Raw genomic sequence first — 16,676 nt, forward strand, 5'->3', positions numbered from 1 at the left:
TTCTCCTTCGTGGCGAGCAGGTCGGCGGTGACCTTCTTGAGGTACTGCCGCATCTTGTCGTCGGCGACGCGCACGTCGATCCCTTCGCTCAGGGCCGCAGGGTGACGGGCAGGGTCCGCAGGCCGCGCACCACGACGTGCTGGCGATAGTCGAGCGCGTCCTCGTCGGCCTCGAACCCGGACGGTCGGGTCGCGAACGCGGACAGCGCGATCTCCGCCTCCTGCCTGGCCAGTGCGGCGCCGATGCAGTAGTGCGGCCCGGCGCCGAAGGAGAGCTGGGTGCTCTTCGGCTTGCGGTCGGCCTTGAACCGGTCGGCCCCGGGGAACGCTGCCTCGTCCCGGTTGCCCGCGGCCAGCAGCAGCACCACGACCGTGCCCGGCTCGATCCGCACCTCGCCGACCGTGGTGGGCCGCAGCACGACCCGGGCGGTGAGCTGCACCGGGGCGTCGTACCGCAGCACCTCGTTGACCAGCAGCGGCGCGATCTCGTGCCGCTCGCGCACCAGGGCCAGCTGGTCGCGGTTACGGTGCAGCGCCAGCACCCCGTTGGAGATCACGTTGGTCACCGACTCGTGGGCGGCGGCGAACAGGTTGAGCAGCACGTTGGTGATCTCGGGGCGGGTCAGCGACTCGCCGCCGTCGCGGACCTCGATCAGGCTGGAGATCAGGTCTTCGCCCGGCTGCCGGCGTCGCTTGTGGATCAGGTCGGCGAAGTACGCGTGGATCTCGAACGAGGTCTTCGCGAAGCCGCCGACCTCCTCCTCGCTGAACAGCTCCGGGCTGCGGAACGCAGCGGACAGCGTCGGCACCTCGGTGGCCAGGGCCAGCTCGTCCGACCAGTCCTTGAGCATGGTCACGTCGCCGTCGGGGATCGCCATCAGCTCGCAGATCACGCCCAGCGACACGCGGGTCGCGTACTCGACGACGTCGAACGAGCCGCGATCCGCCAGGTCGGCGTAGACGCGGTCGACGGTGCTGCGGATCATCGGCTCGTACCGGCCGGTGATCCGGGGGGTGAACGACTTGGAGATCAGGTTGCGCTGGCGGCCGTGCTCGGGCGGGTCCATGAAGAACAGCGACTCGAGCACCATCAGCGAGCTCGACCGAGGCAGCACCTCGGCGATGCTCGGGTAGCCGAGGGTGTCGTTGCCCATCGCCGGGTTGCGCAGCACCGCCATGCAGGTGGCGTGGTCGCCGACGACGACCAGGTCACCGGCGTGCAGCGGGCTGGCCGCCCGCAGCTCGGCGAGGACCGGGTACGGGTCGCGGCGCACGGAGTGGTCGAGGAGCGCGAACAGCGGATTGGTGTCCAGCGGACCGGGCACGGTGCAGTCTCCTGACGACGACAGTGACGGAGTCGATCCGCTGTGGCCGATACTAGGATCGCGCAACGGATTCGCGCCCCTACCAGGATGAATGGTTTCCGCCCCCGGCCCCGACGGACCGACGTCTCCCACGCACAATCGGTGGCCGCACTCGCCCCGATGGCCGATTCGGGCCTTCCCCGAAAAGAAGCGCGCCCACCCATTTTCTGGCGGCCGGGTGCCGTCAATGTGAGGGATGGGGACCATGCTTCCCCGCAGGTTAACCTGCGATTCGCGGTCGGCGCTGGTCATCGCGTTCTTCCGGAGAAGGAAGGCGAACCGGGTTATGAGTACGACGCATGTGCATTATGTTCAGCGGTTGCTGACCAATTTCGACGCCGATCCGGATCGCGCCGCAATAGTCAGCGGCGGTGTCATCCTCGCTGCGGGGGAAATCGCCGACGCCACCCGCCGGGCCGCGGCGGCGATGGGCCGCCAGGGCGTCACCTGCGGGGACGTCGTGTGCATTTTCACCGAGCCCAACACCGCCGCCACCCTGATTCTGCGTTGGGCGGCCAACCTGCGGGGGGCGACCGCCGCGCACGTGCGCGGCGTGAGCACGGTCATCCCCGACGACGAACTGCGACTGGAGTTGCAGCGCGCCGTCGTCGCGGACCTGGGCGCACGGATGCTGGCGGTCGACGTGTCTCACGAGGGGCGGGCGCGCGACCTGCTCGCGACCGGGGCCGAGCGTCCGGTCCTGGCGGTTCTCGGGGCCGGGGGTCCGGACACCGTGGACCTGACCGCCGGATCCGGCGACGGTGCCGAGCCCTGCGCGGACATCACCGACGACGACCTCGCGGTGATCACCCAGACCAGCGGGTCGAGCGGCCTGCCGAAGGGCGTCTGCTGGACCTTTGGGGTCAAGAACGACATGGTCGCGTCCGCACCGTGGCTGCCACCCATCGCCGGCGCTGGCGCCGCCGGCCGCCGCGGCCGGACGAATGTCCTGATCACCGCGCCGCTCACCCATTCCAGCGGGTTCGCCGCGGACGACACGCTCGTCTCCGGTGGCATGGTGGTGCTGCACAACGGCTTCGAGGCGGGGGCGGTGCTGCGCGCGGTCGCCCATCACCGGATCAGCCGGCTCATGCTCGGCACTCCGCAGGTGAACGCGCTCGCCGAGCATCCGGACCGGGCGGGCACCGACCTGTCCAGCTTGACCGAGCTGTTCTACATGGGCAGCCCCGGGGCGCCGCTCCGACTGCGCGAGGCCCGGGAGATCTTCGGTCCGGTGCTGATCCAAGGCTACGGCACAAGCGAGGCCGGCGACGCGATCACCGTGCTCTCCCCGGACGACCACGAGGACCTGCGGACCTGCGGCACCGTCGGCCGGCCGGTGAATCCCGAAGCGCTGAGCATCCGGGACCCGGAGACCGGCGCGGCCCTGCCCGTCGGCGAGATCGGCGAGGTCTGTGCGAAGCCGCGCTGGCCGTCGGCCGGCTACTGGCACGAGCCCGAACTGACCGCGGCGCTCGTCCGGGACGGCTGGATTCGCACCGGCGACCTCGGGCACCTCGACGCCGGCGGTTACCTGCACCTGAGCGGCCGGCTCTCGGACATGATGAAGGTCAAGGGAGTCCGGATCCATCCCGAGGCCGTCGAGAGGGTGCTGAACCAAGCGCCCGGCGTGTCCCAGGCCGTGGTGTGCGGCGTGGAGGACCCCGACCGGGTGGAGCGGATGTATGCCGCCGTCGTGCCGAAGCCCGGGGCGGCCGTGGACCCTGAGGAACTGCGTCGCCATGTCGCCGAGGCACTTTCCGACAGCTACGTCCCCAGCGTGATCGAAATTCGCCTGGAACTGCCGGTGATCGGCCCGGGCAAACCTGATCGGGTCCAACTGCGGGCCGATGCCCGCGCGGCATTGGCCCGGTCCGGCTCCCGGGTCTAGCACTGCAGACGTGCCGGCCGACGAGGTGGAGCACTGGGACCTGCCGTACGACCTGGGCGCGACCGCTACGCAGCGGGTCGAGATCCGTGCCCGCATCGACGCCGGCCAGCCGGTTCCGACCGGGTACGGAAATCCGCTCTATCCGTACGGTGCCGGCCTGACCTGGTAGTACCCGCTCACGAGTGAGGCGGCTCCACCGGGTCGACCCGGTGAAGCCGCCTCATCCGGCGCCTACGGACAAACATTCACGCCCGCGGCTGTGATGTAGCCCGACACCGCCATGTCATTCCTTGCCCAGTACGGGACTGTCCGAGTTGACGAGACAGCCCCGGTTGAGCGGCGGGACGGAGGAGTGGTTCGGGTTGTCTGCGCGGGCTATGCCTTGGCGCTAGCCCTCTTGGCGGTGGTGGACTGGCCGACTGCCTGGGTGAACACCGGTAGGTAGCCGTTGGCCTGCCCGGTCACCATCGGGTGGTACGAGTTCGACAGGTTCAGGATGTCGACCGAGTGGATCCACTTGTTGCCGCTGCAGATCTGGTGCCCGACGAAGATGCTGCGCACGTCGGCGAAGGCGAACCCGGCGCGGGCCGCGGCGGCGGCGATCAGGTTGTCGGCCAGGTTGATGCCCTCGTTGACCTTCGCGCGGGCCGCCTCACCGATCCCGACGCAGACCGTGCCGAGCTGGTAGAAGACCGGGTAGCTCAGCACCACGACCTTGGCGTTCGGGGCCTTGCCGCGGATCGCGGCGTAGGTCCGGTCGAGCAGGCCGGGGAGGTTGGCCCGGGCCTGCGCCTGGGCCGCGTCCACCGCGGCGATGCAGGCAGTGGAGCCCTTGAGGGCGCAGGTGGACATGATGTTGCCGAACCCGGCGTCGTTGCCGCCGATGGTGATGCTGACCAGGGTGGTCTGCGAGCTGAGCGCGGCGACCTGCGAATTGATCACGTCAGTCGTCTTCGCGCCCCCGCAGGCCACCGACTTGTAGGAGGCCGGCGCGTTGGCCGCCGCCCAGAGGGCGGAGAACGCGTTGGTGCTGCGTTTGCAGTTGCCGCTCTCCGAGGTGTAGCTGCCGGCGCCGACACCCGAGGCGTACGAGTCGCCGAGCGCCACGTAGTGGTGGCCGGCGGCCTGCGCCGGGTTGGCCAGCCCAAGCACCGCGAGCGTCGCGGAGAGAACACCTGCGAGCAGGGTCAGCATCCGGGTTCTGGTCATGTACCCCTCCATCGTTCAGTGGATGCGAAACGACTAATAGCAGTTCGTCGATGCCTGAGGATACATGCCGCTTGGATCATTACAACGGCGTGCGACTACAACTCCAGCCGTCGCCGCGCTGTCCACGGCGCGCAGCGCCCCTGGCCGGGATCCATCCACGAGCGTAGGAAGGAAACCAGGCTCCACCCGCCACCGTCACCCCTGCACCGGACCACCGACCGCGTCGATCAGAACGGTGGCGTGACCCCGTGCTTCAGCGCCGAGCCCAGCCGACGGAGACTCTCCCGCAGCCCTCTCGCCCCGCCGGGTGCCGCCGCCCCGCGGCACCCGGCCGTCCGCCTGGGTCAGGCGGCGGCGGGCAGTTTTCCCGGCGCTTCGGGTACGTCGTCGGCCTCGGCGGGCAGCTTCGCACCCGGCACGACCGTCATCCGGACCGGCCGGTACTACTCACGTTGGTGATGGCTGCCCGGAGCGACGCGGGCGAGACTGATCAGGCGGTTGGTGGGGGCGGAACCCGTTCACGCAGCGGCCGGAGGGGACAACATGACCGCGGTTTCTCTGCGTCTGAGAGACCATTCGTACGACGTACTCATCGGCCCGGGCGTGCGGACGGCGCTCGCCGGCGTCATCCGGCGGCTGGGCGCCGAGCGAGCCGTCGTCGTGTCGGCCCGCCCCCGGGAATGGGTGCCCGACACCGGGGTGCAGAGCCTGGTGCTGCCCGCGCACGACGGCGAGCACGACAAGACCCTCGGCACGGTGGAGGCATTGTGCGGTGAGTTCGTCCGCTTCGGGCTGACCAGGTCGGACGTGATTGTCTCGTGCGGCGGCGGTACCACCACCGACGTGGTCGGGCTGGCGGCCGCGCTGTACCACCGGGGCGTCCCTGTGATCCATCTGCCCACGTCCCTGCTCGCCCAGGTGGATGCCAGCGTCGGCGGGAAGACGGCGGTGAACCTGCCCGCCGGCAAGAACCTGGTCGGCGCGTACTGGCAGCCCAGCGCGGTGCTCTGCGACACCGACTACCTGTCGACCCTGCCGCGGCGGGAGATGCTCAGCGGCCTCGGCGAGATCGCCCGCTGCCACTTCATCGGCGCGCCGGATCTGCGCGGGCTCACCCTGGCCGAACAGATCACCGCCAGCGTGACGCTCAAGGCCCGCATCGTGGAGGCGGACGAGCGGGACACCGGAGTGCGGCACCTGCTCAACTACGGCCACACGCTGGGCCATGCGGTGGAGAGAGCCACCGGCTACGCCGTACGCCACGGCGAGGCGGTGGCCATCGGAACGGTCTTCGCGGGACAGCTCGCCGGGGCTCTCGGCCGGATCGGGCAGGCCCGGGTGGCCGAGCATCACGACGTCGTCCGGCACTACGGGCTCCCCGCCGCACTGCCGGCCGAGGCTGATACCGCCGCCCTCCTCCGGTTGATGCGACACGACAAGAAGGCGCTGCGGGGATTCACCTTCGTCCTGGACGGACCGGAGGGCGCGGCACTGGTGAGCGACGTCCCGCCGGACGTGGTCGCGAGCGTGCTGGATCGGATGCCGCGAACGCCCGTGGCCGACCTGGTCGCTTCGCCCGGCGGGGCTCGTCGATGACGCACTTTCCTCCGCTGGACGGCCTTCTCGCCGGGCGGCTGGAAGCGGCGTTGCGCAAGCCGGCGGCGCAGCAACCGGTGTGGCCTGATCCGCGCCGGGCACGAGACGCGGTGGCCGCGCTGAGCCGGGCCGAACCGATCGTGGCGCCGGACGAGACCGCACGGTTGGCCCGTCAGCTCGCCGCGGTCGCCCGGGGCGAGGCGTTCCTGCTGCAGGGAGGCGACTGTGCGGAGACCTTCGCCGACAGCACCGAGGCCCATCAGCGCGCCAATCTCCAAACGCTGGCCCACATGGCCGCGGTGCTCGTCCACCGTGCCGGACTGCCCGTCGTCAAGATCGCTCGAATGGCCGGGCAGTATGCCAAGCCCCGGTCCCAGGCCGTCGATGCCCGGGGTCTGCCCGTCTACCGCGGCGACATGGTCAACTCGGTCGAATCCACGCCCGCGGCCCGGGCACCCGATCCTGACCGGATGCTGCGAGCCCACGCCGGCGCCGCCGGCACCATGGGGTTTGTCCGCGAATTCCGTCGAGGCGGCCCCGCCGGCAGCGAGATCTACGTCAGCCACGAGGCGCTTCTGCTCGACTACGAACGGTCGCAGCTGTGGGTGGACACCAGCGGGCCGGAGCCTCGCCTGTCCAGTGGACTGGGGCACTTCCTGTGGATCGGCGAGCGCACCCGCCAGCTCGACGGCGCCCATCTCGCCTTCGCGGAGCTGTTGTCCAACCCCATCGGTATCAAGATCGGTCCGGCGACGACCCCGGAGCAGGCGGTCGAATATGTGCGCCGGCTCGACCCGCACGGCGAGCCCGGGCGAGTCACGCTGGTGAGCCGCATGGGGCACTCCCGGATCCGTGACGTTCTGCCGCCGATCGTGGAGAAGGTCACCGCCTCCGGCTGCCAGGTGATCTGGCAGTGCGACCCCATGCACGGCAACACCTACATGTCGGCGAACGGCTACAAGACCCGCCATCTCCGTCAGATAGTCGACGAGATCACCGGCTTCTTCGAGGTGCACCGGGGGCTGGGCACCCACCCCGGCGGCATCCACGTGGAGGTGACGGGCGACGACGTCACCGAGTGTCTCGGTGGTGTGCCGGCCGTCGCGGAGAAGGATCTACCTGTCCGGTACGAGACGGCTTGCGATCCCCGCCTGAACGCGCAGCAGGCGGTGGGGCTCGCCTTCGTGGTCGCGGAGCTGGTCGGGGCGCCCCGGACGTAGCGGACGCGAACTCAACTCGGGCAGCTGGGCGACCCGGAATCGCTGTGCATCCCGTCCGCGAGTTCGTTCCACATGACCGCCAGCTCCAGCCGGGACTTGACGCCGATCTTCTGGAATATCTTCCGGAGGTGGAACGCAACGGTGTGCCGGGAGAGGAACATCTGTGCCGCTGCCTGCCCGTTGGTGAGGCCGATGGAGACCAGCCGGGCCACGGCATATTCGGTATCGGTCAGACCGGGAATACCGCTGGACGGCCAGAATCTCGCCTGCGACTCCGGGTTGGATTTGATACCTCGCAGCTTGCTCCGGACGCGGGAGGAATCCCGCAGCGACCCCATCTCGGCGAACGATCGCATGGCCAGATCGAGGTTCTTCACCGCCTCCGGGTTCTCCTCGTCGTCCTCGGCCAGGACCAGGCCGATGTCCTCGATCGCCAGCGCGCGCGCCCACGGATCGGTGTGGGCCTCGGCGGCCAGGCGGATCTCCTCGACATCCCGGGCCAGGAGCCCCGCCGCGTGTGCCGCTGCCGCGCGTAGTTCGGGAATGTCGGGATTCTCGGTGGCGACCCGCTCGGACAACTGCACGCCGCAGCCGGCCAGGGCGGTCTGCCCCTGGTTGATCAGGAGCCGGACCAGCCACGGGATCGCGGCGGGCTCGTCGGCGAGCAGGGAACAGACTGCCGCTTCCGACTCGAGCACCTTGCCGGCGAGCGAGGCGGCCTGCTCCGGGCCCTTCTCCGCTTCGGCGATCTGAATGACGATCCACATGGCCTGACCGGTGGGCAAGATTTCGCGGCCGAAAACCGCGTCCTCCTTCAGCTGATTTGCATGATGAATGCTCTCCAGCAAATCGCCGCATCGCAAGGCTGTTGTGGCCAGGATAGCGTTGCCGAGTGGCGTCCAGGTCGTCTGATTAGCCTCGTTCGCCAGCTGCATTCCGATTTTTGACTGGCTGGCCGCACCCGCGATGTCGCCGTTCGCAAGTTTAATCTTTGCTTCGACCAGTGTGGCGATGGCGGCAGATTTGCGGTGCTCGATCAACGCGGGGCTGGCGCGTATCTCATCGATGATCTGCTGCGCCGCGCCGGTCCGCCGGATCAGGGTGTAGAGCAGCGCCTGTTGCAGGCGCGCGTGCAGGGCACAGGGTTCGCCGCACCGATCGCAACGGGCCAGGGTGGCGGCCTCGGTGTAGGAGAGGCCCAGGCCGAGGTCGCCGGAGCGCCAGCTCGCCCGGGCCTGCGCGAGCATCTGAACGATTAGGCAATTGTCGGAGGAAATGCCGTGGGAATCGTTCCGGGCAGACTTTGCCCGCCGTGACCTGATCAAAGACAATCCCCCAAATTGATCATGCCGATCCGGGCGGGTCATCTATTGCTCGCCGCCCACAACCAGGCCGCCTTGCCCGCCATGGTGCGCTTCTGACGTTACCATCGAAATGGATGAATCAAACACTGTTTTTTACCGTTGGCAGCCAGATTTCCGAGGTGTTGCGGGGCACGGTCGGCCGCACGATCGCAAAGGTGCTGGTCAGCGCGTCGACGGCGCGTACGTGCGGGCGGCTATCAGATCTCGGACCATGCCCGGTGAGGCCGGTTCATCTGAGCATCACTCACCTTGGCAGTTCGATGTCCGTCAAATGCGATGGGGTGCTTCGTCCGCAGGCTCCACCCGGCCGGTTCGCGGGCCACTACCCGGTTTGACAGTGTTGAGTGGAGGCGCTGGTCAGCAGACCGGTCCACCGGCGACATGGATGATCTGGCCGGACACGAACGACGCGTGGTCGCTCGCCAGGAAGGCCACCATGTCGGCGATGTCCCTCGGCTGACCGACCCGGCGCAGCGGAATCGTCGCCGCGGCCTGCGCCTGGTGCTCCTCGACCGTACGGCCGGCCTGCGCCGCCAGTGCCGCGGTCATCTCGGTGGCCACATAGCCGGGCGCCACGGCGTTGACGGTGACGTTCAGCGGGCCGAGTTCCAGGGCCAGCGTCTTGGTCAGGCCCTCGATCCCGGCCTTCGCCGCCGAGTAGTTGGCCTGGCCGACGTTGCCGACCGCGGCGATGCTCGACAGGTTCACCACGCGGCCCCAGCCGAGCTTGACCATGTGCTCGGCGACCGCGTGCGTCATCAGGAACGTGCCGCGCAGGTTCACGTTGATGACCAGGTCCCAGTCGGTCGGCGAGAGATAGAAGAGCAGGTTGTCCCGGGTGGTGCCGGCGTTGTTGACCAGGATGCCCGGCGGCCCGAACCGGTCGACGACCTCGTCGACCGCCGTGCGGACCGAGTCGGCGTCGCTCACGTCGACCCCGATGGCCGTGGCGCGGCCGCCCGCCCGGTCGAGGCTGGCGGCGGCGGCCTCCGCCGCCGCCGGATCGATGTCGAGGACGGCGACATCGATGCCGTCCTCGATCAGCCGGCCGGCCACCGCGGCGCCGATGCCCCGGGCCGATCCGGTGACGATGGCGACGCGGTTCACGCCGGCTCGGGCGTCAGCGCGACCGGTAGCGAGCTCATGCCGTGCAGGATGCTGGAGTAGATCCACCGCTCCGGCCCGGTCTGTTCCGCGGACGACACGAGCGTACGCAGCGAGTCGAGCACCTCCTCCACCTCGATACGCGCCAGCGTGTGCCCCAGGCAGATGTGCGAGCCGAAGGCGAAGGTGAGGTGCTTGTTCGGCGTACGGCCGAGGACGAGGCGGTCCGGATCGGCGAAGACCTCGGGATCCCGGTTGGCCGAGGAGATCCAGACGCTGACGATGTCGTCCTTCTTGACCGGCTGCCCGTTGACCATGGTGTCGCCGGAGGCCTTGCGTCCGCCGTGCAACGAGGGAACGGTCCAGCGCAGCACCTCGTTGGCGGCGGTGTCGAGGCCGACGGTGCCCTCCTTGAGGGCGCGCCACTGGTCCGGCCACTCGATCAGTGCCTGGAGGCCGCCGGAGATGGCATGACGTCCGGTCTCGTCCCCGCCGATGATCAGCCCGTAGCAGTTGGACATCAGGTCGGCGTCGCTCAGCGGGCGACCGCCGACGTGGCAGTTGGCCAGCAGGCTGACCACGTCGTCGGAGTCACTGCCGCGCCGGGTCTGCGCCAGGTCGGCGAAGTAGAGCAGAATCTCGCTCTTGGCCTGCCAGCTCTCCTGCGGCGGGGCGTCCGCGTAGTCGGAGCTCCACGCGTGCGAGGTGAGCCCGAGCAGATAGCGGCGGTCCGCCTCGGGCACGTCCATCAGACCGCAGATGGCGCCCAGCGGAACGTTCGCGGACACGTCGTGGACGAAATCGCACTCGCCCTTGTCGATCGCCGCCCGGACCAGGTCGTCGATCGTCCGCCGGATCGCCTCGCGGATGCTCTTGAGCCGGCGGGGGGAGAATGCCGCGTTCAGCACGTTGCGCAACTGGGTGTGCTTGTCGCCGTCGGTCACCGCGAGCATGGAGCCGGACGCGGAGTCGCCACCGGTGAGCAGGGTCGCCAGCGCGTTGCCGCCCTCGGTGGTGAAGTGTTCCTTGTCGCGGTAGACCGTCATCGCGTCGGAGTAGCGGGTGAAGACCCAGAAGCCGGGACGGTCACCCTTGGGCGGGTGCCAGTAGTGGGGCCGCTCCTCGCGGAGCGCACGCCACACCTCGGAAAGTTCGTTCTCGGCGTGCAGCACCGGGTCGGCGAGGTCGAGCGAATCGAGGAGCTCAGGGCTGACTTCTGGGCGGGTCATCGGCGGCCTTCCACGTGAGGAGTCGGGGCGGGCGGGGACGGCAGCGGGGTCGCCACCGAGGCGAGGGCACCGATCGTGGGGTTTCCCATGATCTCCGCGGGGGAGATGGCCAACCCAGCCTCGCGAGCGCGCCGGATCAGCGAGATGGCCAGCATGCTGTCGCCGCCGAGCGCGAAGAAGTCGCTGTCGACACCGACCTCGGCGGCCTCCAGCAAGTCCTGGAAGATGGCGACCAGCGCGCGCTCCGCGGGGGTACGCGGGGCCTCCCGCGCCGGACCGTCCTGTTCGGCCACTTCGGGAAGCGCGGCCAGGTCGAGTTTGCCGTTCGGCGTCACCGGAAGGGCCTCGACGACGACGTACCCGGTCGGCACCATGTGCTCCGGCAACCGGCGTGCGGCGTGCTCGCGGAGGTGCTCGCGGGCGGGCGCCTCCCCGTCGGCGGCCACGACCCAGGCGACCAGCCGGGTGCGGCCGGTGCCGTCCTCGCGTACGCCGACCACCGCGCGGGCGACCGCGGGAAGTTCCTCGAGCACCGCCGCCACCTCGCGCGGCTCGATCCGGAAGCCCCGCAGTTTGATCTGGTCGTCGGCCCGGCCGTGGAAGTCCAGGTTGCCGTCGTCGCGCCAGGAGGCGACGTCGCCGGTGCGGTACATCCGGCTGCCGGGCGGGCTGAACGGGTCCGCCACGAAGCGTTCGGCCGTCAACGCGGGCCGGTTGAGGTAACCCCGCGCGACACCGGTTCCCGCTACGTAGAGCTCCCCGCGGAATCCGGGTGGCACCGGCTGCAGCCCGGGACCGAGCACGTAGACGCGGGCACCGGCGATGGGCCGTCCGATCGGGGGACGGCCATCTCCCGTGAGCGGCCCGCTCTGAGTGGCGCAGACGGTGACTTCGGTGGGCCCGTAGGCGTTGACCATCCGGCGGTTCGCGGACCACCGCGCGGCCAGCTCGGCCGGACATTCCTCGCCGGCGCTGATCAGGCCACGGAGCCCGGGCACGGCTGAGCAGTCCATGCTGGACAGCGCCACCGGCGGGAGGATGGCGTGGGTGACCCGCCGTTCGACCAGGACCGCTGTCAGCGGTTCTCCGGCGAGGGGGCCCGGCGGCGGCACGACCACCGTCGCCCCCGCGGTGAACGCGCCCATCAACTCGGCGACGAACGCGTCGAAGCTCGGTGACGCGAACTGCAGCACCCGGGCGGTGCTGTCCAGTCCCAGGCCCTCGCGCTTGGTCGCGGCCAGGTTCGCCAGCCCGGTGTGGGTGACCACGACGCCCTTCGGCCGGCCGGTCGTGCCGGAGGTGTAGATGACGTACGCCGGATCGGCCAGTCCCGGGGTGACCCGCGGAGATTCGTCCGTCCGTTCGCCGATCCCCGGGTCGTCGACGAGGACGCGCGGCCAGGGACGGGTCAGCGGGAGGTCGGCCGACGCCGTCGTGCAGACCGCGACCGGGTCACAGTCCTCCAGCATGGCGGCGATCCGCTCTCGCGGATATCCCGGATCGACGGGGACGAAGGCGGCGCCGGTCCGCACGGTCGCCAGGAGCGCGGTGATCAGGTCCAGGGATCGTGGCAGCACGAGGGCCACCATCCGGCCCGGTGCCGCACCCGCCTCGGCGAGGGCCGCCGCGAGCCGTCCGGCACGGTGGTCGAGTTCGGCGTACGAGGTCACGACGCCGTCCTCGTCCACCGCCGGCTGCCCGGCGTGCTCGTCGACGGCGCGCTGCCACAGCCGGCCCAGCGTCGCGGCGGGCTGCGGCTCTCGGAACGCGTTCCATTCGCGGAGCACCTGGCGGCGGGTGGCCGGGTCGAGGAGGTCCAGCCCGGCGACCGGTTGGCCGGGCGCCTCGCGGAACGCGTGGAGCAGGCGCACGACCATGTCGAGGAGACGCCCCGCGGGTTCCGCGCCGATGCGCCGCGGGTCGGTGACCAGGGTCAGGACGAGTTCGCCCGCGTCACGGTCCACCCTGAGTTCGGCCGTGGGCGGCCGGACCGGATCGGGCGGCGGGTCCCCGGCACGGGTGAAGCTGACCGCGGTGTCGAACAACGCGTCCGCCGCGGCGTCGAGCACGGCCCGCCCCCGCGGTCCCAGCCGGGCGTGCCCGGCCGAGGTGGCCACGGCGTCCCCGACCCGGTCCAGGACGGCGCCGACCTCCTCGTCCGGCGCGACGTCCACCAGGAGCGGCCGGAGCCCGGCCCCGAAGACCACCGGAGAGCCGGCGCCCAGCAGGTGCAGCAGTACCGCCCAGACCCCGAGCAGCGTGTTCTCCGCGGACGGGAACTCCGGGACCCGCCGGACGAGCGTCGGTACCCCGGCCGCGTCGTCGCCCGGCCGGGCGAGCCGGTCGCGCAGCAGGGAATCGCCGTCGACACCGTCCAGCGACGACTGCCAGAACCGCGCGCCCAGCGCCTGCTCCAGCAGCAGGTTCCGATCCGGCTTCGCCGATCCCAGCAGGGGCAGTTCGGGTCTGACCTCGATGTCCACCGGAGCGTGGCGGTCGCCGATCGCGTCCGCCACGTACGCCCGCAGGTCGGCCGGTCGTGGCGTGCAGCCGGACGCCGGCGTCACCACCGCGTGGACCAGCGCCAGGCGGTCCCCGTCCTCGATCCCGAACACTGCCGCCTGGGCCACGTCCGCGTGCTCGAGGAGCACCCGCTCCACCGCCTCCGGGTAGATCCGGACGCCGTGGCCCTTCAGGACGCCGTCGAGCCGGCCGTCGAGGGTCAGGTACCCCGACTCGTCGAGCCGTCCGAGGTCGCCGGTGTGCACCCACCCGTCGCGGACCGTCCGCGCGGTCTGCTCCGGGTCGTTCCAGTAGTGGCTCATCGCCCATCCCCCGGACGAGCAGATCTCGCCGGCGACGCCCGGCGGGAGGACCCGGTCGTGGTCCTGCGGATCGCGGATGGTGATCCGGACGTTCGCCGGGGCCCGTCCGACGGTGCGGCGCAGGTCGGGGTCCAGGTGGTCCTCCGGGGTGAGCAGGCTGACCATGCCGGTCTCGCTCGTGCCGTAGACCTGGAACAACACCGGGCCGAGCGACTTGGCGGCGGCCGCCAGCCGCTCCGGCGCGGCCGGGCTCCCGGTGTAGAACACCTCGCGCAGGCTCGAGAGGTCGTAGTCGTCGAACGCGTGGTGCTCGGTGAGGGCGTAGACCTCAGGAGAGGCGAGGACGAGCCGGGTGACGCGGTGCCGTTCGACGGCCCGGAGCACCACCTCGGCGTCGAACCCGTGGTGCAGCACGACGCGGCCCCCGGCGATGATCGCGTCATCGGCGGAGAAACCGCTGGAGTGGGTCAGCGACCCGGTGACCAGGCAGACCGCCGGCCGGGCCCCGGCCGCGGCCGCGGCCATGTCGTTCTTGACGGCGAACGGCCAGCTGATGCCCTTCGGCCGTCCCGACGAGCCGCTGGTGAACGTCACCACGGCGACCTCCGGCGGATCGGCCGTCGAGTCGTCGAACGGCGTCTCCGGGGGCCGGGTCATGTCCAGCACGTCCGGCCCGGACGGACCCGGGGCGGCGAGGGCGAACGCGGATCCGGCCGCGGCACGCAGGCCGCGCGCCCGGTCGAGGTTGTCCTGGTCCACCGCGAGCACCGCCGGCCGGAGGTCGGCGAGGATCTCGGCCTGGACACGGGAACCCAGCTCGTCGCGGGGGTCCGCGGCGTTGACCCCACGGATGTGGACCGCCGTCGCGCCGACGAGGTTCACCCCGTAGCGGTAGACCAGCGTGGCCGGCGTGTTGGGGCTGGTCAGCACGGCGACCGAGGTGCCGGGGCCGACACCGGCCGAGCGCATCCACGCGGCTGTCGTGCGGATCGCCCTGGCGAGGCGCTCGGCCGAGAACGGCTCGTCTCCGAGCGTGACGGGAACGGCGGCAGGATCGGCGTCGAGCCGGCCGAGGATCTGGCGGACGTAGTGTTCATGCCCCCGCAACGGTGATCTCCAATGCAGCTCGACGATCGCGGCCGACGGATCGGCCGCGAGGCTGGGCGCCGGCGCAGGCCAGGCCGTCGTGACGGTTTGCAGGGCAACGCTAGGTGCCGTGCCGGCCGTCGTGGATCCCTCGCGTTGACGGTGGTTGCCGGTGCCGGGTGCTGTTCCCCGCCGGCACTGTCAGGGCAAGCGATGGGGCACGCCGAGTCGCCTGCGTATGGTCGCGAGACATGGCTTCCCTGACCCCGCGCGCCGACGTCCTCGTGGTCGGCTGCGGTCCGAGCGGTGCCGTGCTCGCGAGCCTGCTGGCCCGCCGGGGCCGGCGGGTGACCGTGCTCGAGCGGCATCGGGAGGTCTTCGGGCTGCCCCGGGCCACCAGCTTCGACGGCGAGACCGCCCGTCTGCTGGCGGCGGCGGGTGTCGGCGCCGGCCTGCCCGGGGTATCGGTGCCCGCGACCGGCTACCAGTGGCGCGGCGCGGACGGGCAGGTCCTCCTGGACATCGCCTTCAGCGAGGCCGGCCGGTACGGGTGGCCGGACGCCAACACGATGCACCAGCCCGCGCTGGAGCAACTGCTCGGCGCCGCGCTGGCGGCCGAACCCGGGGTCGAGGTCCGGCGTGGCCTGTCCGTCGTCGGCATCAGCCAGACCGACGACGGCGTCACCGCGATCGCCGAGGACGAAACCGGCGCCACCCACACCTTCCGGGCCGGCTGGCTGGTCGGCTGCGACGGGGCCAACAGCGTCGTCCGCGAACTGACCGCCGTGCCGATGACCGACCTGGGGTTCTCCTTCGAGTGGCTGCTGTGTGACGTCGCGCTGCACGAGCCCCGCGAGTTCGTACCGACGAACCTGCAGCTGTGCGACCCGGCCCGGCCGACGACGCTGGTGGGCAGCGGGCGCGACCGGAGGCGCTGGGAGTTCATGTGCCTGCCGGGGGAATCCGCCGCCGAGATGGACAGCGTCGAGACGGCGTGGCGGCTGCTGGTGCCGCACGGGGTCACGCCACAGACGGCGACGCTGCTGCGGAGCGGGGTCTACCGATCTCATGCCCGGTGGGCCCAGCAGTGGCGGCAGGGCCGGGTTCTTCTCGCCGGGGACGCAGCCCATCTGATGCCTCCGTTCGCCGGCCAGGGCATGTGCTCGGGCATCCGCGACGTCAGCAACCTGGCGTGGAAGCTGGACCTGGTTCTCGGCGGCCGGGCCGACGATCGGCTGCTCGACTCGTACACGCTCGAGCGGCGCGGCCACACCAAGGCGGCCGTCCTCGCCTCGGTCAAGCTCGGCCGGGTCATCTGCGTGACCGATGCGGCCGCCGCGGCGGACCGCGACGCGGCCATCCGGGCCAACGGCGGTGGCCGCCGGACGTCACCACCCGAGGCGGCACCGCTGGTCACCGGACTGATCCAGCCCGGGGGCGGTGACGTGATCGGCACCGGCCGGTTCGACGACCTGATCGCGGCGGGCTTCTTGCTGATCACCACCGAGGAGCCGGACGCCGTCAGCGAGACCCAGCGCGCCCTGCTGTCCGGGCTCGGCGCCACCGTCGTCCATATCGGACCGGGCGAACAGGCGGACGGCGGGTACCTGGACTACCTGCGGGACCGGGGCGCGGTGTCCGTTCTGGTCCGGCCGGACTACCACGTCTACGGCACCGCTGCCGCAGGCGCGACGGCCACGTTGGTGGACGGTCTGTTCGACCGGCTGGGGCCGCATCGCCCGTCAGTCTGAAGGATCCCGGCCGCCCGGCCGCACCCCTAGCGTTGATT

11 protein-coding genes are annotated in these 16,676 nt (G+C 70.9%); 5 read left to right on the forward strand and 6 right to left on the reverse strand.

Annotated features, from left to right (window positions below):
* Positions 1-88 precede the first annotated feature (88 nt).
* Positions 89-1,324 (reverse strand): cytochrome P450, encoded by a 1,236-nt coding sequence (locus tag ACH4T9_RS29415; protein WP_396674450.1) that lies wholly within the window; start codon positions 1,322-1,324, stop codon positions 89-91.
* Between the two features lie 325 nt (positions 1,325-1,649).
* Here ACH4T9_RS29415 and ACH4T9_RS29420 point away from each other — a divergent pair, with 325 nt between their 5' ends.
* Both ACH4T9_RS29420 and ACH4T9_RS29425 read left to right on the forward strand, forming a co-directional pair.
* A complete protein-coding gene (locus ACH4T9_RS29420) occupies positions 1,650-3,254 on the forward strand; it encodes a fatty acid--CoA ligase family protein (RefSeq protein ID WP_396674451.1) in 1,605 nt (534 codons plus the stop codon).
* Between the two features lie 10 nt (positions 3,255-3,264).
* The gene (locus ACH4T9_RS29425; protein ID WP_396674452.1) at positions 3,265-3,423 is read left to right on the forward strand and encodes a hypothetical protein; all 159 of its coding nucleotides are present in this window, start codon (positions 3,265-3,267) and stop codon (positions 3,421-3,423) included.
* Between the two features lie 206 nt (positions 3,424-3,629).
* Here ACH4T9_RS29425 and ACH4T9_RS29430 read toward each other — a convergent pair whose 3' ends face one another.
* Entirely contained in the window at positions 3,630-4,463 is an 834-nt protein-coding gene (locus ACH4T9_RS29430; protein WP_396674453.1) for an SGNH/GDSL hydrolase family protein, read from the reverse strand.
* A 543-nt stretch (positions 4,464-5,006) separates the two neighbouring features.
* Here ACH4T9_RS29430 and ACH4T9_RS29435 point away from each other — a divergent pair.
* Together ACH4T9_RS29435 and ACH4T9_RS29440 are read left to right on the forward strand one after the other, a co-directional pair.
* Complete coding sequence (locus ACH4T9_RS29435) at positions 5,007-6,059, forward strand: 3-dehydroquinate synthase family protein (protein WP_396674455.1); 1,053 nt, start codon at positions 5,007-5,009, stop codon at positions 6,057-6,059.
* Complete coding sequence (locus ACH4T9_RS29440) at positions 6,056-7,279, forward strand: 3-deoxy-7-phosphoheptulonate synthase (protein ID WP_396674457.1); 1,224 nt, start codon at positions 6,056-6,058, stop codon at positions 7,277-7,279. The genes ACH4T9_RS29435 and ACH4T9_RS29440 overlap by 4 nt, the downstream gene beginning before the upstream one ends.
* Positions 7,280-7,290: 11 nt before the next feature.
* On the opposite strand, the gene ACH4T9_RS29445 is transcribed toward ACH4T9_RS29440, so the two are convergent.
* From ACH4T9_RS29445 to ACH4T9_RS29460, 4 genes are all read right to left on the reverse strand, one after another.
* Positions 7,291-8,526, reverse strand: a complete 1,236-nt coding sequence (locus ACH4T9_RS29445) for a LuxR C-terminal-related transcriptional regulator (protein WP_396674458.1) — start codon at positions 8,524-8,526, stop codon at positions 7,291-7,293.
* Between the two features lie 474 nt (positions 8,527-9,000).
* Positions 9,001-9,750, reverse strand: coding sequence for a 3-oxoacyl-ACP reductase FabG (gene fabG / locus ACH4T9_RS29450; protein ID WP_396674459.1), 750 nt, complete (start codon positions 9,748-9,750; stop codon positions 9,001-9,003).
* Positions 9,747-10,976, reverse strand: a complete 1,230-nt coding sequence (locus ACH4T9_RS29455) for a cytochrome P450 (protein WP_396674461.1) — start codon at positions 10,974-10,976, stop codon at positions 9,747-9,749. The genes fabG and ACH4T9_RS29455 overlap by 4 nt, the downstream gene beginning before the upstream one ends.
* A complete protein-coding gene (locus ACH4T9_RS29460) occupies positions 10,973-14,908 on the reverse strand; it encodes an amino acid adenylation domain-containing protein (RefSeq protein WP_396674462.1) in 3,936 nt (1,311 codons plus the stop codon). The genes ACH4T9_RS29455 and ACH4T9_RS29460 overlap by 4 nt, the downstream gene beginning before the upstream one ends.
* A gap of 230 nt (positions 14,909-15,138) precedes the next feature.
* On the opposite strand from ACH4T9_RS29460, the gene ACH4T9_RS29465 reads away from it, so the two are divergent.
* Positions 15,139-16,638, forward strand: a complete 1,500-nt coding sequence (locus ACH4T9_RS29465) for a bifunctional 3-(3-hydroxy-phenyl)propionate/3-hydroxycinnamic acid hydroxylase (RefSeq protein ID WP_396674463.1) — start codon at positions 15,139-15,141, stop codon at positions 16,636-16,638.
* Positions 16,639-16,676: the final 38 nt, after the last annotated feature.

This window comes from Micromonospora sp. NPDC020750 (genome assembly GCF_044334565.1).
Lineage (GTDB): Bacteria > Actinomycetota > Actinomycetes > Mycobacteriales > Micromonosporaceae > Micromonospora.